Annotated in this window: 23 protein-coding genes; 5 read left to right on the top strand and 18 right to left on the bottom strand. The window is 55.2% G+C overall.

Annotation, left to right across the window (positions count from 1 at the left end; all coding sequences use genetic code 11):
* Positions 1-98 precede the first annotated feature (98 nt).
* The 8 genes from ggpS to D9N13_RS13640 form a co-directional block, all read right to left on the bottom strand.
* Complete coding sequence (gene ggpS / locus D9N13_RS13675) at positions 99-2,384, bottom strand: glucosylglycerol-phosphate synthase (RefSeq protein WP_290591071.1); 2,286 nt, start codon at positions 2,382-2,384, stop codon at positions 99-101.
* Positions 2,385-2,731: 347 nt separating this feature from the next.
* Positions 2,732-4,174, bottom strand: a complete 1,443-nt coding sequence (gtfA, locus tag D9N13_RS13670; RefSeq protein WP_290591068.1) for a sucrose phosphorylase — start codon at positions 4,172-4,174, stop codon at positions 2,732-2,734.
* A gap of 83 nt (positions 4,175-4,257) precedes the next feature.
* Positions 4,258-5,619: an NAD-dependent succinate-semialdehyde dehydrogenase gene (locus D9N13_RS13665; protein ID WP_290591065.1), complete on the bottom strand. Its 1,362-nt coding sequence runs from the start codon at positions 5,617-5,619 to the stop codon at positions 4,258-4,260.
* Between the two features lie 44 nt (positions 5,620-5,663).
* Entirely contained in the window at positions 5,664-6,962 is a 1,299-nt protein-coding gene (gene doeA, locus D9N13_RS13660; RefSeq protein WP_290591062.1) for an ectoine hydrolase, read from the bottom strand.
* Positions 6,959-8,233, bottom strand: a complete 1,275-nt coding sequence (locus D9N13_RS13655; protein WP_290591059.1) for an aspartate aminotransferase family protein — start codon at positions 8,231-8,233, stop codon at positions 6,959-6,961. The genes doeA and D9N13_RS13655 overlap by 4 nt, the downstream gene beginning before the upstream one ends.
* Before the next feature lie 23 nt (positions 8,234-8,256).
* Complete coding sequence (gene doeB2, locus D9N13_RS13650; RefSeq protein ID WP_290591056.1) at positions 8,257-9,414, bottom strand: N(2)-acetyl-L-2,4-diaminobutanoate deacetylase DoeB2; 1,158 nt, start codon at positions 9,412-9,414, stop codon at positions 8,257-8,259.
* Between the two features lie 335 nt (positions 9,415-9,749).
* A complete protein-coding gene (locus D9N13_RS13645) occupies positions 9,750-10,691 on the bottom strand; it encodes an oxygenase MpaB family protein (protein ID WP_290591053.1) in 942 nt (313 codons plus the stop codon).
* 228 nt (positions 10,692-10,919) lie between these two features.
* A complete protein-coding gene (locus D9N13_RS13640) occupies positions 10,920-11,483 on the bottom strand; it encodes a hypothetical protein (RefSeq protein WP_290591050.1) in 564 nt (187 codons plus the stop codon).
* A 121-nt stretch (positions 11,484-11,604) separates the two neighbouring features.
* On the opposite strand from D9N13_RS13640, the gene D9N13_RS13635 reads away from it, so the two are divergent.
* Complete coding sequence (locus D9N13_RS13635) at positions 11,605-12,216, top strand: TetR/AcrR family transcriptional regulator (protein WP_290591047.1); 612 nt, start codon at positions 11,605-11,607, stop codon at positions 12,214-12,216.
* Positions 12,217-12,227: 11 nt separating this feature from the next.
* Here the strand turns inward: D9N13_RS13635 and D9N13_RS13630 are convergent, their stop codons facing one another.
* The 7 genes from D9N13_RS13630 to D9N13_RS13600 form a co-directional block, all read right to left on the bottom strand.
* Positions 12,228-13,178 (bottom strand): helix-turn-helix domain-containing protein, encoded by a 951-nt coding sequence (locus tag D9N13_RS13630; protein ID WP_290591044.1) that lies wholly within the window; start codon positions 13,176-13,178, stop codon positions 12,228-12,230.
* Between the two features lie 40 nt (positions 13,179-13,218).
* Positions 13,219-13,539, bottom strand: a complete 321-nt coding sequence (locus D9N13_RS13625) for a hypothetical protein (RefSeq protein WP_290591041.1) — start codon at positions 13,537-13,539, stop codon at positions 13,219-13,221.
* A 15-nt stretch (positions 13,540-13,554) separates the two neighbouring features.
* Positions 13,555-14,007 (bottom strand): flavodoxin domain-containing protein, encoded by a 453-nt coding sequence (locus D9N13_RS13620; protein ID WP_290591038.1) that lies wholly within the window; start codon positions 14,005-14,007, stop codon positions 13,555-13,557.
* A gap of 195 nt (positions 14,008-14,202) precedes the next feature.
* Positions 14,203-14,745, bottom strand: a complete 543-nt coding sequence (locus tag D9N13_RS13615) for a DUF924 family protein (protein WP_290591035.1) — start codon at positions 14,743-14,745, stop codon at positions 14,203-14,205.
* On the bottom strand, positions 14,742-15,431 hold the full coding sequence (locus tag D9N13_RS13610) for a peroxiredoxin family protein (RefSeq protein WP_290591032.1): 690 nt from the start codon (positions 15,429-15,431) through the stop codon (positions 14,742-14,744). The genes D9N13_RS13615 and D9N13_RS13610 overlap by 4 nt, the downstream gene beginning before the upstream one ends.
* 35 nt (positions 15,432-15,466) lie before the next feature.
* On the bottom strand, positions 15,467-16,801 hold the full coding sequence (locus D9N13_RS13605; protein ID WP_290591029.1) for an oxygenase MpaB family protein: 1,335 nt from the start codon (positions 16,799-16,801) through the stop codon (positions 15,467-15,469).
* A 64-nt stretch (positions 16,802-16,865) separates the two neighbouring features.
* Entirely contained in the window at positions 16,866-17,822 is a 957-nt protein-coding gene (locus D9N13_RS13600) for an MBL fold metallo-hydrolase (RefSeq protein ID WP_290591026.1), read from the bottom strand.
* A 79-nt stretch (positions 17,823-17,901) separates the two neighbouring features.
* On the opposite strand from D9N13_RS13600, the gene D9N13_RS13595 reads away from it, so the two are divergent.
* From D9N13_RS13595 to D9N13_RS13585, 3 genes are all read left to right on the top strand, one after another.
* Positions 17,902-18,792 carry a radical SAM protein gene (locus D9N13_RS13595; RefSeq protein WP_290591023.1) on the top strand — a complete coding sequence of 297 codons (891 nt, stop codon included), beginning with the start codon at positions 17,902-17,904 and terminating at the stop codon, positions 18,790-18,792.
* A gap of 118 nt (positions 18,793-18,910) precedes the next feature.
* Positions 18,911-19,402 carry a hypothetical protein gene (locus D9N13_RS13590; protein WP_290591019.1) on the top strand — a complete coding sequence of 164 codons (492 nt, stop codon included), beginning with the start codon at positions 18,911-18,913 and terminating at the stop codon, positions 19,400-19,402.
* Between the two features lie 19 nt (positions 19,403-19,421).
* Entirely contained in the window at positions 19,422-20,105 is a 684-nt protein-coding gene (locus D9N13_RS13585; RefSeq protein WP_290591017.1) for a hypothetical protein, read from the top strand.
* Between the two features lie 8 nt (positions 20,106-20,113).
* Here the strand turns inward: D9N13_RS13585 and D9N13_RS13580 are convergent, their stop codons facing one another.
* Together D9N13_RS13580 and D9N13_RS13575 are read right to left on the bottom strand one after the other, a co-directional pair.
* On the bottom strand, positions 20,114-20,569 hold the full coding sequence (locus D9N13_RS13580; protein WP_290591014.1) for an SRPBCC family protein: 456 nt from the start codon (positions 20,567-20,569) through the stop codon (positions 20,114-20,116).
* Between the two features lie 60 nt (positions 20,570-20,629).
* Positions 20,630-21,109 (bottom strand): DUF4234 domain-containing protein, encoded by a 480-nt coding sequence (locus tag D9N13_RS13575; RefSeq protein ID WP_290591011.1) that lies wholly within the window; start codon positions 21,107-21,109, stop codon positions 20,630-20,632.
* A gap of 289 nt (positions 21,110-21,398) precedes the next feature.
* On the opposite strand from D9N13_RS13575, the gene D9N13_RS13570 reads away from it, so the two are divergent.
* Positions 21,399-22,715, top strand: coding sequence for a reverse transcriptase family protein (locus tag D9N13_RS13570; protein ID WP_290591008.1), 1,317 nt, complete (start codon positions 21,399-21,401; stop codon positions 22,713-22,715).
* A 34-nt stretch (positions 22,716-22,749) separates the two neighbouring features.
* Here the strand turns inward: D9N13_RS13570 and D9N13_RS13565 are convergent, their stop codons facing one another.
* The gene (locus tag D9N13_RS13565) at positions 22,750-23,292 is read right to left on the bottom strand and encodes a gamma-glutamylcyclotransferase (RefSeq protein WP_290591005.1); all 543 of its coding nucleotides are present in this window, start codon (positions 23,290-23,292) and stop codon (positions 22,750-22,752) included.
* Between the last annotated feature and the right edge of the window lie 3 nt (positions 23,293-23,295).

Raw genomic sequence — 23,295 nt, 5'->3', positions numbered from 1 at the left:
CAAACGACGCCCTTCTTGCAATACCCGGGTATTTCCCGGCATTGTTTACACGTTGCCTAAGTTATTGCCAGGCAATTGCAGTGCCGTGATGCACCGGTTCAGGCCACCTGGGTTTCATGCTTCTGCTCTTTTTCGGAATCAAAATCCAGCAACTTGGATTTGCAATCCCGCACGGCATCAAAGAAATCCTCGCCCCATTGCTGGATATCATGATGGGCGACAATATCAAAAGCCTCGCGAATGCGGCTGCGTGCTTCATCCTTATTCATGGTTAGCCCCAGATAACAGGCATTGACCATTTCCTGCGGATCATAGGGGTTGGCCAGCACCGCACCACGCAATTCGGCAGCGGCTCCGGCAAACTCCGACAACACCAGAACCCCGTTCCCTTCCGCCATGCCCTGGGCCGCAATGTATTCCTTGGCCACCAGATTCAGGCCATCCCGCAACGGTGTAATCCACATCACATCGGCAATGGTGTAATAGGCCACCAGTTCTTCGAAGGGGAACGCTCTGAAGAAAAACTGCACCGGAGTCCAACCAACCTTGGCAAAGCGGCCATTGATGCGCCCCACCGCCTGCTCGATCTGGTTTTGCAATTTGCGGTAGATGGTCATCTCTTGGGCTGCAGGCACACACACCATAAACAGCGACACTTTGCCCTGCAGTTCATCATGCTCTGCCAACAGTCGCTCATAGGCTTCCAGCTTCTCCAGGATACCCTTGGTGTAATCCAGGCGCTCCACCGACAGAATCAGTTTGGTGCGACTGAACTCATACCGCAGTTGCGCCATCTTGGCCTGAATACCGGAATCGTCCAACGCGGAGGAAACCCGTTTTAAATCCAGCCCCACCGGATGTGCCACCAGCCGGATGCGGCGATCATAGACCTGTATTTCCGTGGTCATTTCATCCAGCCCCACGGCGCAACCATAGGTGAGGAAACGCGGTGCGCAATTGGCCTTGGCCTTGACCTCCACCGGCATCACGCCGCGCGCCACATCCACAAAATTTTCGGCCTGCCGCGGAATATGAAAACCAATGACGTCGCACTGCATCAGGCTGCCGACAATCTGTTTCCGCCAGGGCAGCACATTGAACACATCCGCCGAGGGAAAATAGGTATGATGAAAAAAGGCAATGATCACATCCGGCCGCAATTCCCGCAGAAACGCCGGCACCATCCACAGGTTGTAATCGTGAATCCAGACGGTTGCCCCCTCTGCGGCTTCCGCCGCCGTGCGCTCGGCAAAGGCCTTGTTCACTTTCAGGAACACCTGCCAATGATCCTCACGGAAATTGGCGCGCTCCCAAAAGGTATGCAATGTGGGCCAGAATGCTTCCTTGGAAAAGCGCTTGTAGAATATGTCCACTTCTTTTTTGGTGAGCGGCACCCTTGCCGCCACCAAATGGGGATATTTCTGCGCATCCACCTCGGTGTGGGTTTCAAAACTCGATGCTTTACCTTCATGCACTGACCAGGCGACCCAGGAACCGGGCTTGTCATCGGAAAAGAAGCTCAGCAAAGTGGGAATGATCCCGTTGGGGGATTTGGGCCTGCGCCGTATCATTTTCCCATTTTCCTCAACTTCCTCGTAAGGAAGGCGGTGATACACAATCACCAGATCCGATTGCCCCGGCTCCAGTACATCCTGGGTTTCCGCGGCAATTCCCTTGGTACCGAGAAATCCAAAGTGTTCGATGGCTTCCAGAATACCACCGCACCCTGGCGCTTGCGCATGCAGAACCCGGGTGGAATTTTCCGTGGCGGTGAGCAGCCCTTTTTCGGAGGCGCCGACACACACGCCGTTATAGCCTTGCTCAAACAGGGAAAGATCGTTCAGGGTATCCCCTGCCACCAGCACATGGCTTTGTTCAATTTGCAGATGTTCAACCAGGTTACGCAGGGTTTTGCCCTTGTTCACACCCCGGGGTAAAACATCCAGGAACTTGTTCGAGGAATACAACAGATCACATCCCAGATCTTCCACAATGCCCTTCAGTTCATCGGTCACGGCATCGACGCTGCAAAAATAGGAACAGCGGCGTTCCTGCGGCACTTCCTGTCGTTGCAGCCCTTCAATGTGCGCAACGGATTCCTCAATCAAACGCTCACCGGGCCAGAGATTATCAATCTCGCCCTGGATGGCCTGCACCGGTTGCTGGGTGCGGCCGTCCACCACGGTCCCCCCCACATCACAAATAATGTAATCCGGTTGCGGCAGGGTAGGGTCGGATAACAACGGCAATACGGATTCCAGTCCGCGCCCGGTGACAAACACCAATTGAATTTCGGGGTGGGAAACCACCAGTTGATAGAGTTTTAATCGACTGTCTGGGTCACCGGCTAGAAAGGTACCATCGAGATCGGTCGCTAAAAGCATTGTTTCCTCCTGATTGGGGCGCTCGATAAAAATCGCGGCAGGTGTGCCCGCGAAATCCGCGCCGTTCAGCACTTAATGTGTCAGGAGATCAGAAAACCACGCGCATAGTGCTGCAGAAAAACGCGGCGATTAGGTTCAGGAACAAGCGTTGGATACTTTCAACCCCTAGAATCGAACTCCAGACACTGATCATGGTTAAATAAGCAAGAAATGCACCAAAACGGTTCACGGCTAGGGCGATTCTTCTACAGAGCACGCCGGGCGGGGGCTGGAGCGCAACGATGCGTTCCGGGCCCCGGGCCAACGGCCTGGTCAGTTATGCAACGCTTGGGTGCACTGCGTAAATATTAGCCGTGGAAAGTCTGTTCCGAGCCATCCTGCTCGTCTATATAGGTTATGGTGGACGTATTAAAATTCAAGTCAACAAACAGATGGCAGTAATGTTCACCATGACGCCAAGCCATGGCCACGCTGGAATCATTGGAATAATTCAGTTCAAAGCGCCCCTGAAAAGCCGGGTAATTTGAGCGGAAACGCATCAGACGCAGCAAACGTTGCACCACCGGTTGCTCCACGGCCTCGTCCACTTCCTCCAGCGTATAGTACTTGCGATTGATGTCCCGTAACTCACCGGTGCGCTCCATCAAATCCCGATCGTTCACTCCGGCCAGCAGGCCTACGTAATACACCTGCGGTATGCCCGGCGCAAAAAACTGAATGGCCCGGGCTGCAATGTAGGCATCATCGTTCTGCATCATGGCATCATAGAAGGTGCAGGTAAGCTGATAGATGGCACCCACGCTGTGAATATTGGCCGCCGAGCGCCGCAGTATGGGATCAGCCGAGCGGGCATCGATGTTATCAATCAGATCCTTGATCTTGTCATCCGGCAACACGCCTTCCACATCGGGAATACAGATTCCATCATGGGTATCCAGTACGGTTATCATATTGCGCGGACACATTCGCAGCCAGTTTTTCAGATACACACTGTTAGCATCCAGCAGGGAATAGAGCAGCAGGGGCGGTAACGCAAACCCATAAGGATGCATATTGCGGCGGGAGATCGCGTATTGGTAACTGGTATGGTCGTGCACCTCCGGCAAACACTCGGCGCCGTGGCGCTGCGCCACTTCGTTCACCCATTCCAGTATGCGATACACATTCGGCTCCACCAAAAAGCAGCTGGTGCCGATTTTTTTGGTGGTGTAACCGAAGGCATCCAGACGAAACAGAGTAACGCCCTTCTCCGTCAGAAAACGGATATAGCGCTCCATCAACTCATAGGTTTTTTCCGATTCATAATTCAGGTCGATCTGATGCTCGGTGAAAGTACACCACACAGATGCCCTGCCACCGTTGGCAAACTCCACTTCCCGAAACGGTTCCTTTTCCTTGCGGATGTGAATCTTGGCCATGTCATCCGGTGTGATCTCACCGAACTTTTCCACATCCACAAACAGATCCGCGTATTCAGAATCGAAGCCCTTGGCAACGAAGTCCCTGAACTCCACTGACTCATCGGAAATGTGATTGACGGTAAGATCCGCGCACAGATCGTAACGACTGGAAATGCGTTCGATGTCTTCCCAGGTACCGAAGGCAGGATCCACCTCTTCATGGGTCAGCGGCGAAAACCCGCCATCGGCGTTGGACGGATAGAAAGGAAGAATGTGCACACCACCAATGGCATCGTGCAGGTGTTTTTCAATCACCGTATTCAGGTCACGAAGATTATTTCCCAAGCGATCCGGATAGCAAATCAATTGAACAGCGTTGCGCAGTGGCATATTTTGCTCCAAGACATTCTTGATGGTTTTTTACCATACCGACTTCGAAACCGGTGTGCAAATGGGTCGGCCTGGCAACGAAATCAGGCAATCCAGATCTGCTGGGTATTCACAAATTCCCGGATACCATGTGGCCCCAGTTCACGCCCGTAACCGGAGCGGCCGATACCGCCGGAAGGCAACCGGGGATCGGTTTTCACAATACCGTTGACAGCGATTTGCCCTGCTTGCAGCGAGGCAATGGCCAGATTGATGCAATCCTGGTTGGTGGTCCAGATGCTGGCGCCCAAACCGTACTCCGTGGCATTGGCCAGCGTCAGCGCCTGCTCGATATCATTGACCGGTGTTATGCTCAGCACCGGGCCAAAGGTTTCTTCTTCGAATACCGGCATACCCGGCTGCACATCCAGCAGCAAGGTGGGCGGATAAAAAAATCCACCACCGGCCGGCAGGTCTCCCCCCAGAATGCAGCGGGCTCCGGCGTTAACCGAATCCGTTACCTGCTGATGCAGATGCTCCCGTAAATCCGAGCGTGCCAATGGCCCCAGTTGGTTGCTCTCATTGCGCGGGTCACCCATGGCGATCTTACTGAAACGCTCATATAACTTTTCACAAAAACTGTCATAGATACTGGCTTCAACCAATAGCCGTTTGGCGGCAATACAGGATTGGCCGGCATTGATCATGCGTGACAAGGTAACAATATCGGCGGCCTTTTCCAGATCGGCATCCGCCATCACAATACAGGGATCAGAACCACCCAGCTCCAGTACCGCCGGTTTTAATCCAGCCGCTGCCCTCGCCGCAACCTTTTGTCCGGCACCACTGGAACCGGTGAACGACACCGCTTTAACCGCCGGGTGATCAATGGCGGCCGCCACCTGTTCGTTGGTGATGGGCAGGTTAGCCATGACGTTTTGCGGCAGGCCGGATGCGTGAAACACCTCGGTTAACCGGCGTGCTGTTGCCGGTACATTGGGATCCGCTTTCATAACACAGGTGTTACCCGCCATCAGCGCCGGGGCCACAAAACGCAATGCCAGCCACACCGGTGCATTCCAGGGCAGTATGCCCAACACCGTACCCAGGGGCGGATACTGTACGTAACTGGTGCTGGCATCGGAATCCAGAAACTCCGGCGCCAGATACTGATCTGCGTGATCGGCATAAAATTCCGCGCACCAGGCGCCTTTCTCCACCTCACCCAATCCTTCGGCCAGTGGCTTACCCATTTCAAGCGCCATCAGCTCTGCCAGCTCGGACTTCGCCTCCCGCATGCCGGTGGCCATGTTGCGCAGATAAACCGCCCGTTCAGCGATGGATTTGGCGCGCCACGCGGTAAACCCTGCAGCCACCTGCGCAATCAGATCATGGGCGGCATCCGGCGCCAGAGACTGCGCCGTCGGCAGCGCTTCTCCGGTGGTGGGATTAACTGGTGTTAGCATACTTTTCTCCTAGCTTAATTCTTACACGGGTTGTCACACAGATCTCAAACAGGGGATACGGACTTCCTGCGCGTTTTTGATGCTTTCACATTGCTGTCCGTATTGGCGTCCGCTGGGGCATCCTCCGCTTCAGCCTGACGCGATTGCACCAGCTCCATGTGTTCGCCGGATGCAGCGCCCTCGGACTTTACGGTAAAATCCCGCTCCAACGTAAAGAATGAACGACAACCGTCGTCGGTGATCACAATGGTGTCCGAAATTCCACAGGTCTTATCACCATCCACCCCCCACATCCACGGAATCATGTGGAAGGTCATGCCTTCTTTCAAAACCGCCGAGTTACCCTGTTTCAGGCTAATGATGTAACCCTCATCCCAACTGGGGGGAAAGGCAATTCCGATGGAATAACCGGAACGGGTAATCAGGCGCGCACCCACGTTGTTGTCAGTAATGATGTTACGCACCATGTTATCCACGTCCGACACGGTCATGCCGGGCTGAACCATACGGTGAACAGCATTCAATGCCCGCTTCATGGTTTCCTGGGCTTCGTACATGGAATCTGTCATTTCACCCAGCAACACGGTACGCATCATGGCGGTGTGATAGCGCCGGTAACAGCCACCCACTTCCAGAAACACATGCTCACCGGGCTGCACTACACGCCCTTCAAAGGTGGCATGACCAATCATGGTACGGGGGCCCGACGTGACATAAGGCATCACCGCCGGGGTCTCGCCACCGGCACGGAACATGGCGGCGCTGATGGCCGCGCCGATTTCGTTTTCTGTAATCCCGGCACGACAGGCTTCAATCCCCGCTTTCATTCCCGCTTCGGTGGCAATGGCGGCCCGCTGCATGACCTCAATCTCCACGGCGGATTTGCAAATACGGCCTTCCTCCACGATACCAAAGCAATCCAATAGCTTACCGTCCTTGAGGGAGGTATGAATGCAATCCTGCTGGTAGGCAGGGAAGAAGTAGCTGTTGCGCTCATATCCGATGCGTTTATCGGCCAGCCCGAATTCGCGCAGGGCGTCCACCAGCATCTGAATGGCATCACCGGTATCCGGGTAGGGCCGGGTCACCTCCACCCAGGTGCGGGCGAACACATTGGATTCTTCCAATGCCCGGGTAATCATGAACGGCTCCTTTTCCAACGGCACCACCAGGGCCTGGAAGAAGGAATAGCCGGTGGTCTGATAATCCGTCAGATAAGCGATATTCTCCGGATCGGTGATCACCACCGCATCCAGATGGCGCTCGGCAATGCGCTGCCGCAATTCCACCAACCGACGCTGGAATTCCGAATAGGGAAACGTCATGTCATCACGTTCAATCATGCGGCCTCCTCCATCACAAAACGCACCGCGTCCACCAGAATATCCAAACCGGCCAGCAAGTCCTCCCGGGGAATGGTAAGCGGTGGTATCAGCTTCAACACCCGGCCGCCGGTACCACAGCTCGCAATAATCAAACCGTGTTCAAAGCAGCGTTTGACGATGGCCGTGGCACGTTCACCATTGCGCACATCCAACCCCATGATCAGGCCCTTGCCACGCAGCTGCAGACTGTTGTCTGCCTTCAGCAACGGCTCCAGTTGGGTGCGGGTCAATTGCGTTTTCTCCGCGACTTCCTGCATCAACTCATCGTTCTCGAAATAACTCAACGCCTCCGCACCGGCCACGAACGACAGGTTCTGGCCACGAAATGTGCCGGTGTGTTCTCCCGGGGACCAATGCTTATCCAGTTCGGGATGCACCAGATTCATGGCCATGGGTGTGCCAATGCCGCCAATACCTTTTGCCAGACAGATGATATCTGGCTCTACATCCATATCGTCAAAACTGAAATAAGAACCGGTCCGGCCACAGCCCACCTGAATCTCGTCCACGATCAGTACGGCACCCAGTTCCCGAGCCAATGCGGACAACGCTTTCAGCCATTCCTTGCCCGCCACATTAACGCCGCCTTCGGCTTGTATCACTTCCACCAGAAACGCCGCCGGTGCATCCAGGCCGCTGGAAGGATCCCGGTAACGGGACGCCAGCGCCTGCAATGACTGGATGCCACAATCGGCTTCACACCCAACACACCGGGTTTCGCAGCCAAAGGGTTCATGACTGACGTGTAGCAAAGGCACGCCGGATGCACCACGAAAATACTGATTGGCGGTGGCCGCCAGGGCCCCCAGTGTCATGCCGTGAAAACCATGGCTGAATGCCACGATCTGGTGGCGACCGGTGGCCCGCCGTGCCAGTTTCATGGCCGCCTCCACCGCATTGGTGCCGGTTGGCCCCATAAACTGCATGCGGTGCGGCATGTTCCTGGGCGCAAGAATCACGTCAGTGAAACGCTGCATGAAATTGGCCTTGGCGCTGGTCTGCATATCCAGACTGTGCAGCACACCATCTTTCTGCATGTAGTCGATCATTGCCTGAATCATGCGCTCGTTGTTGTGGCCAAAATTCAAAACCCCGGCACCGGCAAAAAAATCAATGTATTCCTTTCCATTCTCATCGGTTTGACGGGCATTCTTCGCTGAAGAAAACACCACGGGAAACATCCGGCTATAGGCACGGATACTGGACTCTCGTTCTTCAAAGATGCTCATGTTCTCTCCTTTGTTTTCCGTTATTAGATTGCAGACAAGCCCGCCAAGCGGCAAAACCACCGGCAGACATCTGCAATCAATCGATCATTAAAGTCATAGTGAGGGCTGTGGCAGGGAACATGATGACCCTGGCCATCATCGCTGCCGATCAGCGCAAAGGCGCCGGGAATTGCCTGCAGGTAGTAACTGAAATCTTCCGACGCCATGATCGGCATCGGGTGACCATGCTGCAGCGTTTCCGCACCGAACAGATCAACCCAGGCCTGCCGCGCCTGTGTGGCCGGCGCGGCATGATTGATGGTGGCCTGGTAGCGGGGTTCATGGGTTACGGTGCATTGCACCCCCCAGGATGCCGCGGTTTGTGTGGCCACCTCGGTAATGAGTTGATTAATGGTGTGCCGGGTAGATTCATCGGGGACGCGAATGCTGCCGCCCAATTGCGCTGTTTCGGGGATCACGGTGGGGGCGGTACCGGCATTAAACTGGGTAACACTGATCACCGCCGCAGCCTGGGGCGACAGACGGCGGCTTACGATTTGCTGCAAAGCGAGGGTGATGGCGCTGGCGGCGAGCAAAGGGTCGCGACAGGCTTCCGGTTGGCTGGCATGGCCGCCGCGTCCGATCACATCAATAATAAAGGTGCCATTGCCGCACATGACCAGTGAATCAGGGCAGGCCATGGCGCCATAAGGCAACGCCGGCCAATTGTGCCAGCCATAAATACAGGCAACCCCTTCCAGGGCACCGTCACGAATCATTTCCCGCGCTCCGTGAAAACCCTCTTCCGCGGGCTGGAAGATCAGTACCACCGGTTGTGGTAACTGCGATTCATGCCGTTTCAACCAGCGGGCGGTGGCCAATAGCGTTGCCGTATGACCATCGTGGCCGCAGGCATGCATGCAGCCTTCGTTTTGTGACTGCCAGTCTTTGCCGGTTTGCTCCGTGATGGGCAAGGCATCCATATCCCCTCGCAGCGCGATGGCCGGGCCCCCTGCCCCGGAATTCAACCAGGCGATGGTGCCGGTTTCAGCGCAGGGCCGCCAGGGGATCGATAACTCATCCAGTTCATGACGCACCGCCAAAGCGGTCTGATGCTCTTGCCAACTTAATTCCGGACGCGCATGTAGTTGTCTTCGAAATGCCTGCGCAAATTCGACGGTGTCTTGCCAATGGTTCGGCATTCAGCGTCTCCTGCCTGTGTTCACGAAGCCCCGAATGCAAATAGCAGGGTACCTACTGCAACAACTAGTACACTTAACTATAGATAGCAAGGCGCGTTTTCAGTGCGGCTGACTGATAACAGTGCGGGTGCAAGGGCTGTTCCACACACCGGAAAAACTGCTTTCCGAACCCCGGAACAGGCACATAAACCCCTGCAAAAACAGGTATCTAGATGCATTGATTTTTTTTGGTCAGGGCATATACGGGAGGGGGTGGCGCACCACGACACGCCTGATCAGCACATTGTAGTGCATAGCGATGTGGTGCACAGCGATCAGAAAGCGATCGATTTGATTTATTGGTTGGAAATCAAACGCTCCTTACGGGCCTCATACTGCTTTTTCTTTTCCTCAATACGGCCCAGCTCTTCCAGCGTGACCAAGCCCGGCCCACGGACACCGGACATCACCAACAGCGCCACCGGGTTGTAGCGCAGCACCCGGGGCACCGCCCGCGCGTACCCGCGCAACCGTTTGCACAGTTTTTCGTAGGCGGCCTGATCCCGATCGCTCCAGGGCAGATCAAAACGCTGCCGGTACAGTGGGTGCAACGCGCCGATGGCGGCAACCCGCATGGTAGGGTACACCAGCTTGCGATGCAGCTTATCCGCCAGGGGTTGGGCCGATTTAACGTGCTTCAAACGGGCCGGCAGTTCGATACCACGGCTGGTGAGGAACTTCACGGTATCGTTATAGGTCATGGTGTTGAGGATCAGATCTTCATAATAGGCGTAGAAATCTTTCAACGTGGGCTCGATATGACGCTGAGGAATACCCAGCAGCAGACACAACTGCGTGTATTCCTCATACAACACCGCTTTCTCCCGGGTGCTCAGCGGTTTGCCCATATCCTCGCGAATGCGAATTACCCCATCCAGGAAGGTATCCGGTACGATTCGGAAGGTTTTCGGATCAAGGGCGTAGTATTTGGAACCATCATCCAGGGTACCCTTGATGTTGGCGTGCAGGCTGCGCAGGTCGGTGGCTTCACGCTGCGCGAAATCACCGCCGTCGTACAAAAACCGAATCATGGACCAGTTGGTGCGCCGCCCCCGGGCCTGGGGATCCGACTTGTATATGCCGTACCGGTTCACTGCGGTACCCACCGCAGGCAACGCCGATTGCATGGTGGCAATGGGCAACATCAACGGAAAGTGTGCCAGATCCGTTAACGTATCCCACATGATGGAACCTCGACCGGGCGCACGCCCCCGGGGTACTGCTTTCACCGCTGCCATTCCACCTCTCCTGTCATAGCCGGTTGAATTACGGAACACACCAACAGGTGCCACTGGAAAGGCTTATTGTAATGCGAGAAATTCTAGCTTACTCTCACATTATACAAAATCGAATTATCGTCTCAAAGAACAAGATATTCTTTTTAAAATCAAAATATTACAAGCGGATCACAAACCGAAGACCCTGAGCGCGGTCGCGGCTAGCCCCGGACGCTCGTGTTTTCGGCACTATTCCAGCACGGGGTTCAATAAGGGTAAGGGGGCTTCCCAACCGCTCAGGCAAACTGCCCAGGGGCCCGGTTCACACTCATCCCGACCGGCGCGCCGCAGGCCAATGATACGGGCCTGATCCACACCTTCCGCTGAATAGGCGGCAAAGTCCGAGGATGAATCGCCAAAAGCCGCCATCACTTCCCAGCCCCGTGTCTGCCATTCCCGCAGCACACGGCGTTTGAAGGTTTCGGCGTCGGCCCGATCCGCAGCGCTCTGGGTCACATACAGGTTACCCAGCGGAAACCCCTCATCCTCCAGCCAACCGGGAATATGGCATTGCAACAGCTGAATGCGGGCGGTGATGTAGATGATTTCATAGCCCAGCGCCGCGTATTGACTCACCGCCGCGGCAGCCCCGTCGCGGGCACGCCAGAACTGCCAGGGGGAAGGGGTAAGGGTACCGTCAATATCAAACACCACGGCGCTTTGCTGTGTGGGCGTAGCGTTAGGAAAACGCTCCGGCAGATTCGCACAGGCGGAGCAGAACAGGATCAGGCCGATGAGAAAATGAATACGCATAGAACCTCCCGCCAAGGCCGGTCGGAGTCGCCGATAGACGCATTATTGCAAAAATACGAAAATTATTCCCCCTGCCTCATATAATGCAGGGGTAAAACAGGTTCTTAACCAAGGCATTCACGTGCACGGAAAACAACCCCGCAAGCGGCGGCGCCCGCAACAGGCGCGCGCCATTAAAAAGTACAATGAAATTCTGGATGCCAGTGCCCGGGTGTTGGAAAACCTGGGCTTTCAACAGGCCACCATGAGCGAAATACACCTGGAAAGCGGCCACCCTTACGCCACCATCTATCAGTATTTCAGCAACAAAGAGGACGTTTACCTGGCTTGGCTGGAACGTTTTATGGATGAAGCCATCTTTGAGCTGGCCCACCGTGTCGCCAAAACACCGGGCACGGACCTGACCCAACGTATTGAACTGGGGGTACATTACTCACTGCAGCAAATCATTACCCACCGCCACACTCTGGAAAAACTGCTCAATGGCATGTCACTGGTTACCTCGCGCATGGTGGAGCACCTGGAAGACAAGAGCCGCAGGCTGATCCAACAGGCTTTCGCCCGCCAATTGCAAGCCTCGCCGGACGACGCTCTGTTTGAACAACTGCTTACCGCCACCCGTGCCGGCAATGGCTATTGGCTGATGTTGATGCTCAATACCCGCCACGACATCCATCTTGAAAGAGAAACCCGTAATGTCACGTCTTTGATCCGGGCGCTGCTTGCCAATTAAACTGGTGCCATCTATTCGGAGAATCGAAATGCAGCGGGCGTACAGCCAGTGGCACAGCGAAAGGCATAGGAAAAACTGGCCGGTGTACTGTAGCCCAGACGATATGCAATTTCCTTCAAAGAAAGATCGGTCTCAAGCAGATAGGCTTTCGCCCTGGCGATCTTAACAGACTTGATATACTGCGAAATGGAGCAACCGGTTTGCTCACGAAACAACTTGGAGAAATAGCGCTCGCTGAAACCACACAGCGATGCCAGCTCCGTCACACTGGGCGCTTTGCCATCAGCACTCGACAAACACTGCTCAATCAATTCAAAATCCTGAGCGCTTAACCGTCTGGGTTGACTGGCCGGCTGTTTTTCCACATACGACCAGTGGGCACATTCCACCAGCAATGCCTGACCCAGGGCATCCACAACTTTGTCACTGATAGGGCTGGGATAAATGGCTTCATTCATCAGTCTGAACATAATGGAAGACACCAATGTGCTTCGCACATCCAATGCATCCAACAAACGCACCTGGGAAATGGCCGCCAGGGAGCCCATAATGCTTTCCGCATAGCCGACGCTGAAGGTACAGGTTACGGTGCGCATCACCCCAGCCGAGATAGTCGCTATGATTTCACGGCCGGGCAGCATCATCATCAAGGCACTGGAACCCAATGCGCGGGGCTCCTCCCCTCCATAGCCGTACCTTACCGCTGCCGTGGATGCCACCAGCAACGAAAAACCCATCCGGTTGGGCATGAAGTTCAATACCGTAGGCTGGGTAAACCTGAGCTCATTAACGGCAATAACGGCATGCTTCGCTTCGTGCAGGATTGCGCCCTGGCGCAACTTGGCCTTAAGTGGCGAAGCGGACTCGGTGATGGTGGGTTCACAATTGATTTCCAGGGAGGATTGCAGTGAATCATCCTGCCACTGCACCAGAAAATCCGGTGCGTTATTCTTATTATTCATGAACAGCGGAGCCAACGGCTGATAAAATTCGTTTGATCTTCTATTCTATCGCTTGTTGATAGGACCAGGCAATCAGCTCCCGCAGCAACTCTGCGTTGAAGTTTTCTACCCGTTGAATGGTAATCCAGTAGCCATCGTGAGCGTTGTTCGCTTGCCGCACCTGAGGCGGATTAGGCAATTCAACAAAATGTTCCGGACTCACCCGCAGGCTGAACTGCCATTGGATGGGTACCGCCGTTTCAAAGTAGCCGAAGGTTTTTTCTCCCACCATCAGTGCAAACGCATTACCCGTCGGACTTAACCCGCTGCGCCGGGATTGTGGTAAGGATAAGCAGTATTTCATCACATCAACGTATTTCATACTGTGCCACGGCACTCAGCATTTGAGCGCTTCACTCCAGTCCTTGGCCCAACGTGCTGCCGTATAATGCGGCCGCTCATCCACCTGGGCATCGATGGTCAGCATGTTTCCCACGGGGATAGCACCGGAGCGATAGAGTGCATCCTCCAGCAATAACCCGGCATGGGCAAAGCGGGGATAACCGCGATCCCCCAGCGCAATCACACCGTACTTTCGGCCGCACAGATCCAGCGCTTCGTTATCCAGTGCCGCATACACCGGGTAGATATTGCGAGGCACATCCCCATCGCCGGTGGTGGAGCAACAGACCAGTATTGTTTCAGTTGGGTCACGCAGCAAATCCTGGGGCCTGGCTTCTTCGTTAACCTCGGTACCATAGCCCAGGGCCTGCAATATAGCGGCAGCAGCCTGAGCTGCTTTCCAGGCGCTGCCGTTCACGGTGCCAACAATAATCTGAATTCTATCCATGTTCATACCAAGGCAAAAATCACTCCAGCCGCGCCCTGTCGAACGGAATTTTTAGAGCATAGGAATCAGACAGTTAGGTGAGCCATGCCCGTGGATCGTTAAAACCCGCCTGTGCCGAATCCGACAATTGGAAAGTTCAATACATACATCAACGCAACGCCAACGACGGTTGTCAGCGATCTAAGCAAGAAAAAACTAAAACGAAGAGCCCGGCTGCTGTAGAAAACTCTGCTCCTGCTCGGTGGAAACCCGGCCCAGGGTGTGATTGCGATGGGGATAGCGACCGTACTGGTCAATGATGGCTTTGTGGCGCAACTCGAAATCGAGATTTTTTTCCAGACCCGGTTGTTGAAACAGAACCACTGCCTGCTGATGAATGGAGACCGACTCACTATGCATATAGGGTAGATACAAGAAACTTTTTTCCGCGGCCGACAGCGGCTGATCGGCACCGCACCCTACCGCTTCCTGCGCCAGCGCCAACGCCATGCTGTCCAGGGCGAAGGCTCGGGCATCATCCCGATACAGGTTACGGGAGAATTGATCCAGTATGATGACCTCGGCCAACCGCCCCCGCGGCGCCACGCGCCAGGCAAATAATTCCGCCCGGGAAGCACTGGCGTGCAAAGCCCCGAAACGATCCCGGATCAACTGATCGAATGCCGGATCTTTCTTCCACCAGGATGCTTCACTGATCTCTTCAAACCAGAAACCCAGTACCTCGTCATACCCTGTCACAGCACCTCCTGGTGTTGATCGATTACCCGCAACAACTGCTCCACACTGGGTCTGGTTTTATAATCCAGGGCACTGTGTGACCACACCACCACACCCGCCTGATTAATTAAAAACACCGAGGCCACGGCGAATTTATGGTGAGTTCGCCCGCTCCAGTCTTCCACATTGATGCCGTACTCACGATACTTGGGAATCAGCTTGTCATCCAGCTGCATGGTGACCTTGAACAGGTCATGCACCACCAGATCCGGGTCAGACAGCACCGGAAACGGAATCTCATAGGTGCGCATTGCCATCGCCGCTGCATCGGGTTTGTCCACACTGATCAGTACCGGCACAACCTCACGCTGCTTGAACGCCGGCCAGGCCTCGGTCAACTGCCGAATCTGACGATTGCAATACGGACACCAGCCACCGCGATAAAACACCACCAGCAAATTGCCCCTGGTTTTCAGCTCTTCCAGGGTGATCGAGTTTCCCTGATGATCATTAACGGTGAAACCCGGCACAATGGTACCCGGAGGCAAGCCGATATCATCCGCCAATGTGCCCAGGTCGGCGGCCGCCGTCACCTCCAGCTGCGGTAACTCGGCGGGCAATTGAATCTCACCGGCGTGGCTTGCGGTGTAAACGCAACACAAGGCCACAACCGCAATAGAATGAAAAAACAAAAAAGAGGATCGCATAGCACACTCCCTGGCCAGTGGATCAGAATGAAAATTTATCCCGCTTGTTTGTCCTGATATTTCGACGCATCCGTTGTGTATTCCGGATGCCCGTACTCCACCAGCAATCGATTGATCTTATTGATCAGGACCTGGTCCACAATATTATCCACAACCGGAATACGCTGTGCCACCCTGGTGGCGATCACCTGTGGTAACACATAAGCACTCACCATCGCAAAGAAAAGATAGTCCAGGGGAGAGGCCGCCACTTGCATTTTTCTGGCCAGCGAGCGATTGCCTTCACTTAAGAGCACGCGGTTGAAAAACACTTTGGCAAAGCCTTTTTCCACCTCGTTGAAGATCCGGCTTTTGATGGACTTGTCCCGGGGCCGATAGGCCCCCATGGTGGCCCTCACCAGAGCACCACAGGTGGCATCGTCATAGCCATCCCGCAAGGTGCCTGAATAGGCCATCATCACGTCCACAATGGCCTGGGGGGTTGCCGGCAACAGCGCCTCGGGCAAGCCCAGTAAAAAACTCTGGTAGCGGCACAGCTCCACGATGGCCCGCTCCTGGGGGGTAAACGTTTTGCGCTTGCGGCCAATGGCATTGAAAGCAGCCAGAAACGCCGGAATGGTTCCTGCCGGCATTTGATCCACCTGGGGAATGGGAATGCCGTAGACCTTCACATCCCACTTTTCCGATCGCGTCAACAGATTGAAGCGCACCATGGAATGCATCAGGCGCACCATGGCCGCCGCTTTAAAACCAACGCCATAGCGGCGCAGGGCACCGGGCAGCGTCGCGGTGGTGAAAAAGCTGGCGGTTTCATTCACCCGCTGCACGGCGGATTCCCCGGACAGGGTACCGGTGAGGGCCATGGGCAAACCGGAGTACTGATTCATAAAAGTAGCGATAAACGCCCCCCGAATAGCAAAGGGAGTCAGATTGGCCATCTGATTGCGGCTGATGCGGGCGCCCTCATCCACCAGATCCAAATCCAGCCAATGGGGGGTGTTTTCCATGGCGCCGATAAAATCGTGCAACTCCGGGGGCGCATCGGGTACCGCAGCCAAGCCTTGATCACAGGCTGTTTTCAACATATCAATCAGGGGGCGAAAACCATAGCGGGGCATCAACGCGGCATAGGCATCCGCCACAATATCCCCCAGCATGGTATAGGCCCGGGCCCGCTCCACCCGCTCCTGATCCGCCAGCAGCGGGCCCCTGAACCGTTTCGCCAGGCGCCGCGGCATTTGTGATTTAACATTGGGGTCAGCGGTGAAACGTAACGGGGTATGATCGAAATCCACCGCGCCATACAGAGATGGAATTTTTTCTTTCTGCGAACGTACCTGTTGCTGTAATTCTGTTAACGAAATGCTCATGTTGTCGGTCTCGTCTGACGGCCCGGGAGGCGATGACTGTTAAGTCATTCTATATCAGATCCTCTTAGTCTGCAGAGGCCAGCCAAACCGCCAGGCCCTGTGCATTCAGTTTCATGTCCAGCGCCAGGATGCGCTCCAGTTCATCGTCCGCAAGGGTGCACCCATGCCGCCTGGCGCGGTTTACCGTATAGCCGGTGAGCAGGCCAACCAAGCGCTGCTCCCACTGCTCCAGAGGGGCCTGTGCCTGCACCCGGCGGGCCATGGCAACATAATCATCCACCTGTAATAGTAATTGCTCAGCCAACGCCGGCACCCCATCAACGGCACCGTAATGAGTTAGGTACATACGGCCGGGCTGTAACGACAACAACTTGGTAATGGAATTTTTCAGGGCCTGCGGATCGAACTGCACCGGGGTGGTGGAGAGCATGATAAAAGGCCCATTGGCCGTGTTCAGGGTGGGGTACGCCAGGCCAAAGGTATCACCGCTGAATACGCCATTGGACTGCAGGTCATGCACACAGAAATGATGGCGTGCGTGGCCCGGCGTATCATAAAACACCAGGGTGCGGTTACCCAGCGTAACCTGCTCGGCATCCTGCATCTGCCGCACGCGATGGGGCTCAACCGGTATCAGGTCACCGTAAATTTGCTGAAAAACCTCGGCGCCGTAAACGGCCGTGGCACCGGCCTTGAGTTGCGCCGGGTCAATCATATGACGGGCGCCCCTGGGGTGTACCAGCAAGGTTGCCTGAGGTAATCGCTGCATCAGCCCCCCCACTCCGCCGGCATGATCCAGGTGCACATGGGTGGGAATTATATACTTCACCTGCATGGGGTCGATCCCGCGCGCCTGCAACAACGCCATGATCGTGGCAATACTGTGTTGGGTACCGGTTTCCACCAGCGCCCATTCATCCTCGCTGCCCACCAGATACAGTGCTGCCAGGCCCTCATGAATCATACCCGTGTCAATTCGGGTTATGCCCTGTCCCAGATCTTCATAGGTTTTAAACGTCATGGTGAACTACGATGCTCCCCTGAGCCTGCTCTTTGTTGTGTTACTATAGTCCACTTCCGTCGGCAAACTGAATCGTATTATGAACCGTTTTCCCATCGACTACATTGAGCCTGTATTCCGCCCTCCCTCAGAGGGGCGCTCGTTGATTCTGCAGGTAACCAATGGCTGTTCCTACAATCAATGCACCTTCTGCGACATGTACACCGCAGCACAGAAAAAGTTTCGCCCCAAGGCCGAGGCGGATATTCTGGCAGAGATCGATGCAGTTGCGGGGCTGGCGGTACGCAAAGTGTTTCTGGCCGATGGCGACGCCATGGTACTGTCGGTACGCCGCCTCACCACCATCCTGCAGGCCATCAAAGATCGTATGCCCCAGGTAGAACGCGTGTCCGCCTACTGCCTTCCCAGCAACATCAAAAACAAATCCGTGGCAGAACTGGCCACCCTGCGGGAACTGGGGCTGGGTATGGTCTATGTGGGATGTGAATCCGGTGATGACGAAGTGCTGGGCTACATCAATAAAGGGGAAACCTTTGCAAGCTCCCGGGCGGCGCTGGTGAAATTAAAGCAGGCGGGAATTCAGAGTTCCGTCATGATACTCAATGGCATGGGTGGACGCCGTTTCTCACAACAGCACGCCATTAATTCAGCGCGCCTGATGAACGCAACCCAACCGGAGTACCTGTCCACCCTGGTGGTGTCCTTTCCCCTGGGGGAGGAGAGGGTACAGGCGGGATTCAACGGCCAGTTTGAACCCCTTGATCAGATGTCACTGTTTCACGAAATTCGCACGCTGCTGCAGCATCTTGAGCTGGACAACACTGTGTTTCGTTCTGATCACGCCTCCAATTACCTGGTATTGAAAGGCACCCTGGGTGCAGACAAACAGGCCATGCTGGAGAAGGTGGACCTGGCGATCAATCAGCCGGGGCGGATTCCATTGCGGCCGGAATGGATGCGGGGATTGTAAGCACAGTAACCTGCCACCCCTGGTACTTTTTGTTCTTTCGCACCACCACTAGTTAACTGGATTGACGCTGCCAACTCCCTAGACTGGATACTCCAAACCAGCACAAGGAGCGTTCGTCATGTTCAGTTTTCTTCCTCACAAGCTATGCCTTGTATTATCGGCAATCCTGCTCAGTACCACAGCCAGCATCAGCCATGCCGTCACCAAACAGACCTTCAGTGGCACCCAGTGCGAAAGCGTGTACAGCGCCAGCACGGTATACGGTGCCGGTATAGGCTATCAATATGGGGCCATTGAAAATAACAGCAGTACCCACTGGGGATACATCGACTGCCCGGTACCCCGTGCCAACGGTTACAGCAGCGGCACCATCGCCGATCTGGAAGTCAGCGTAACCGATACCGACGGGGGCATGTGGTGCACCGCCATCAACCGCAACCGCTTTGGTGACACAGTGGCATCGGAAACCGTTTACTCCACCGGTACCGGTGATCGGGTTCTAGATTTCGGCAGTGTTGCCGGAACCGCCTACGAAGGATACATCACCGTATTCTGCGTTTTGCCCAAGAGCGGCGGCAAGATTCACAGCATCGTTCTCGATCTCAACTGATCCTCATGGGAGCGGTAACATGAGCGGGTTTAGCGTAAAAGGAGTCCATCCGATTGTGCCGGGATTGGCCTGCACCGTTTTGGTAATCGGCATAGTTTATGGGCTCCGGGTACAACAAACGGTGGTGCAACTGCAACAGCAATCGGTAAACCTGAGCGCGCAGATTGCAGGGTATCAAAGCAGAATCGTCAACCTGGAAACTGAACTGGCCTTGCTATCGCAACGGATTGCCCGGGCCGATGCCCGGCAATCCCCTCTCCAGGCAGAGCTTGCCGCCAACACAGCCGTCAACACAACCACTAACACACACGCTGCAATGTCGGAGGCCACAATGGATCAAGCCAGTGACCTGTACTCTGCGCTGCCTCTCAACGATGAAATCGCTGAACACAGCAATGCACTGGAACTTCAGGCAATACGCGATCAGGCGAGCCAACGTTATTACCAGGATTTCCGTGATGAGCGTTGGGCCGAGGAGCAGGAAGCCAACGTGTTGGAGCTTTTGTCTCAAGCCGAGCATTTTTCCGGTGTCAGCTTGGATTATCTGGATTGTAGAAGTGAAACCTGCCTGCTGGAACTGCGCGTCTCACAGGAGAGGTCAAAACACGCAGAAGTGATGCTGGCCGGTGTGTTGGGAAAAGAGCTGCCCCATGCGGTGTGGGAGAGGGATGGCGACAAACTGATATTGCAGCTGAGCCGTTAAGCGGGTATTCAATCCAGCTCGGCCAACGCAGCCAACTGATCGGCCACAGCAGACCAGCCTGTATCAAAGCCCATTTTCAGGTGCTGATCGCGGGCCGCCGCCGTCCAGTGCCGGGCGCGTGCTACATAACGGGTACCAACACCTTCATCACTGATCTCGATGATGCCGATCATGAAAGGATCAAGGGGTTCCCACTGAGCGTTAACCGCGTCGGTAAACACCAGACGCTCACCGGGTACCACCTCCAGAAACACGCCCTGACTGGCAACAAGCTCACCTTCAGGCCCATGCAGGGTGAGATTGAACGGGCCGCCCGATCGCCATTCTATGGCATCCACCGTAACCCGCCAGGGTTTGGGGCACCACCAGTCCGCCAACTGGCGGGTCATTACCTGCCACACCTGCTCGGGTGACGCCGAAATGTAACGGGTAACAGACAGTTCCAGATTGCGCTCGGTCATCATCGATCTCCTGGTCAGAAGGTCCTGCATCATAGGTGATCTGTTTCAGAATGGAAATAACCTCTAATCCGCCTTGTTGTCGATATACTGATTAATCTTGTATTGCAAATAAATACTCTGGAAGAAAAAGGTCAGCGCCGGATTGATACGGAATGTGTTGACACCATGACTTCTGGCGATTTCCAGCAATCTGGCGCGGAAGGTAAACAGCCACACCAGGTAAAAAACCAGGTACAAAACCGAGACCGCTACAATCCCGTAGAGCATAACCGGCTCCTGATAGACTGATTCAGGCAACAGCGAGCTGCCGAAGTACACCACATAGGTTATCAGGGAGCCGTATACCAGCCCATCGGCAATTTTATTGTCATGAAAGGCATTCAATACCCGGGTACGCGTGTAAAACCAGTACATCATATAAATGCCGAACGTGATCACTGAAAGGCCAAACACACCCCATGCCGTAAAGCGCTCAAAGTTGTCCATATCACCATCGGGGGCCGCGCTCAATTCAGCAGCGGGAGTTTTATATATGTCGCTCATGGTAATGCCTCTTCGGGTTGGGTTCCGTGAGTCTAACCCATCGCCCGGCTTGACTCATCCCGGCAAACTTGAAATCATGCCCGGGCGATCGGTTCTCCGAGCGTTTCATCACGGGGCTTGGCCCCAGGGTGAAAGCTCCGGGGTTACCCCGGGGGCGATTCAACAGTAAGAACACACCGTAGTTGGTACGGCGCTGCGCTGCACGCAGTACCGTACTGAATGGACCAGACTGGTCGGAGACCGATTGCAACCCTGCTTATTGCAACCCTGCTTGCTGTGATACTTTGCTATGACCAATTCTGTTCGTGCGCGCCGGCTGGCATTGTCCATCATCGACGGAGAGTGGACACAACCTGCGGTGACAGATCGCCTGCGGCGCGTACTGGAGCTTCATCCCCAAGACATCAAGCAGCTGGCGGCACGCCTGTGCTTTCTGTATGAGCAGCCCCCGGCATCCTTCAAGCGGTTAGCCACATTACTGCTGAACGAACCGCTACTGGAATATTTCTGGCAACATGCTGCGCAACAGGACATACCCGGCATATTGCTGGACACACCGCAAATGCAACCGCCGCCGGCTAATCTGCGCTGCTTCCCCCTGCCCCGGCTGGATACCCTGAAGGACGTTGCCCTGTGGCTGGCAGTACAACCACGGGAGCTGGACTGGCTGGCGGATATCAATGGCCGGCAGGCGCAGGTGGTCGAACCCAGACTGCACCATTATCGCTATCGCTGGGTCAATAAACGCAGTGGCGGCCAGCGCCTGATTGAAATACCCAAATCACAACTCAAGCGTATTCAACGCCTGATTCTGCACGACATACTGGATCGCATCCTGCCCCACGATGCTGCTCATGGATTCGTACGCAATCGATCCTGCGCCAGCTATGTTGCAGCCCACGTGGGTCAACCGGTTATATTGCACCTGGATCTCAAGGATTTTTTTCACAGCGTTCCCATCACCAAAGTGCTCGCGTTTTTTCGCACCCTTGGCTATCCGGCGGCGGTGGCCCGCACCCTGATGGGATTATGCAGTCACGGGGTGTCACCCAGCCTGGCCGGTAAACCCTTTGCTGATCAATCATGGCAACGGCGCAGGCAACTGCGGCATCCGCACCTGCCACAGGGTGCCCCCACCTCCGGTGCCCTGGCCAATTTCTCTGCCTATCGCCTGGATTGTCGACTGGCGGGGTTGGCCAGGCGCTATGGCCTGCGTTACTCCCGTTACGCCGACGATCTGGTTTTCTCCGGCCCGGAAACCCTGCGGCCACAGGCAGCCTGGATTGAATCAGTAACCGGGGCCATTGCACTGGAAGAAGGGTTTTGCCTGAACCACCGCAAGACCCGGGTCCGCAGCCAATCACAGAGCCAACGCATCACCGGCCTGGTGATCAATGAAAAGATCAATATCAGCCGTACCGACTACGACCAGTTAAAAGCCACTCTTCACAACTGTGTGCGTCACGGCAGTGAAAGCCAGAACCGGTGCGCGCACCCGGATTTCCGCGCCCACCTGGCGGGCAGGATCGCCCATGTGACCCACATCAACCCCCAGCGGGGCAAAAAACTGCAGCAACTGTTCAATGCCGTGCACTGGGAGGATTAACCGGGGGCTTGACCGGGAGCCTTTAGACCTTGTGTCAGGCGCCGGACCGCAGCGCCAATAAGTGACGTTCGATGGTAAAGACATGCTCATCCACCTCGTTGAGTTCCCGCAGGGCATGGGCCAATTGCAACAGGTAATCGCTGTTCTCGCCGCTGGGCCCTGCGCAATCGGCAATATGGCGGGCGATCTCCTGCTCCGTTGCCGGCCCCAGATAGGCACGGTTATCCGGCGCCGCAATGTAAACCACACCAGTGGCTTGGGTTGCGTCCTGAAAGTACACATCTGTCACCAGCCGCACATAACCGTTCTTTTCACGATGATCCAGATGGGCAAACTCCTGGGCAGTAATGCGATAGGCCATGCCTTCACACACAGCCCCGGGTGTTTTGATCAAAGTCACCACCCTTCCGGGTTTATCCGGTGTACCGCGATGATCATGGGAGCCCTGCCAAAAACGCCTTGACCAGTTAAATATTCGCCCGGGTCTGCGTTCCAACCAGGGAAAATCCACTTTATAGATCAAAGACCCATAGCCGAACAGCCAAAACGTTGCCTGATCATCAAATGGAATCGACATTGA

It is taken from the genome of Ketobacter sp. GenoA1, assembly GCF_003671475.1.
In the GTDB taxonomy this organism is placed as follows: domain Bacteria; phylum Pseudomonadota; class Gammaproteobacteria; order Pseudomonadales; family Ketobacteraceae; genus Ketobacter.
Note: the sequence above shows the minus strand (reverse complement) of the source record. Positions and strands in the feature narration are given on the sequence as shown.

Coding starts and splice junctions, on each gene's coding strand:
- ggpS (WP_290591071.1), bottom strand. CDS start 2,384: ATGCTTTTAGCGACCGATCTCGATGGTACCTTTCTAGCCGGTGACCCA.
- gtfA (WP_290591068.1), bottom strand. CDS start 4,174: ATGCCACTGCGCAACGCTGTTCAATTGATTTGCTATCCGGATCGCTTG.
- D9N13_RS13665 (WP_290591065.1), bottom strand. CDS start 5,619: ATGCTAACACCAGTTAATCCCACCACCGGAGAAGCGCTGCCGACGGCG.
- doeA (WP_290591062.1), bottom strand. CDS start 6,962: ATGATTGAACGTGATGACATGACGTTTCCCTATTCGGAATTCCAGCGT.
- D9N13_RS13655 (WP_290591059.1), bottom strand. CDS start 8,233: ATGAGCATCTTTGAAGAACGAGAGTCCAGTATCCGTGCCTATAGCCGG.
- doeB2 (WP_290591056.1), bottom strand. CDS start 9,414: ATGCCGAACCATTGGCAAGACACCGTCGAATTTGCGCAGGCATTTCGA.
- D9N13_RS13645 (WP_290591053.1), bottom strand. CDS start 10,691: ATGGCAGCGGTGAAAGCAGTACCCCGGGGGCGTGCGCCCGGTCGAGGT.
- D9N13_RS13640 (WP_290591050.1), bottom strand. CDS start 11,483: ATGCGTATTCATTTTCTCATCGGCCTGATCCTGTTCTGCTCCGCCTGT.
- D9N13_RS13630 (WP_290591044.1), bottom strand. CDS start 13,178: ATGAATAATAAGAATAACGCACCGGATTTTCTGGTGCAGTGGCAGGAT.
- D9N13_RS13625 (WP_290591041.1), bottom strand. CDS start 13,539: ATGAAATACGTTGATGTGATGAAATACTGCTTATCCTTACCACAATCC.
- D9N13_RS13620 (WP_290591038.1), bottom strand. CDS start 14,007: ATGGATAGAATTCAGATTATTGTTGGCACCGTGAACGGCAGCGCCTGG.
- D9N13_RS13610 (WP_290591032.1), bottom strand. CDS start 15,431: ATGCGATCCTCTTTTTTGTTTTTTCATTCTATTGCGGTTGTGGCCTTG.
- D9N13_RS13605 (WP_290591029.1), bottom strand. CDS start 16,801: ATGAGCATTTCGTTAACAGAATTACAGCAACAGGTACGTTCGCAGAAA.
- D9N13_RS13600 (WP_290591026.1), bottom strand. CDS start 17,822: ATGACGTTTAAAACCTATGAAGATCTGGGACAGGGCATAACCCGAATT.
- D9N13_RS13595 (WP_290591023.1), top strand. CDS start 17,902: ATGAACCGTTTTCCCATCGACTACATTGAGCCTGTATTCCGCCCTCCC.
- D9N13_RS13590 (WP_290591019.1), top strand. CDS start 18,911: ATGTTCAGTTTTCTTCCTCACAAGCTATGCCTTGTATTATCGGCAATC.
- D9N13_RS13585 (WP_290591017.1), top strand. CDS start 19,422: ATGAGCGGGTTTAGCGTAAAAGGAGTCCATCCGATTGTGCCGGGATTG.
- D9N13_RS13580 (WP_290591014.1), bottom strand. CDS start 20,569: ATGATGACCGAGCGCAATCTGGAACTGTCTGTTACCCGTTACATTTCG.
- D9N13_RS13575 (WP_290591011.1), bottom strand. CDS start 21,109: ATGAGCGACATATATAAAACTCCCGCTGCTGAATTGAGCGCGGCCCCC.
- D9N13_RS13570 (WP_290591008.1), top strand. CDS start 21,399: ATGACCAATTCTGTTCGTGCGCGCCGGCTGGCATTGTCCATCATCGAC.
- D9N13_RS13565 (WP_290591005.1), bottom strand. CDS start 23,292: ATGTCGATTCCATTTGATGATCAGGCAACGTTTTGGCTGTTCGGCTAT.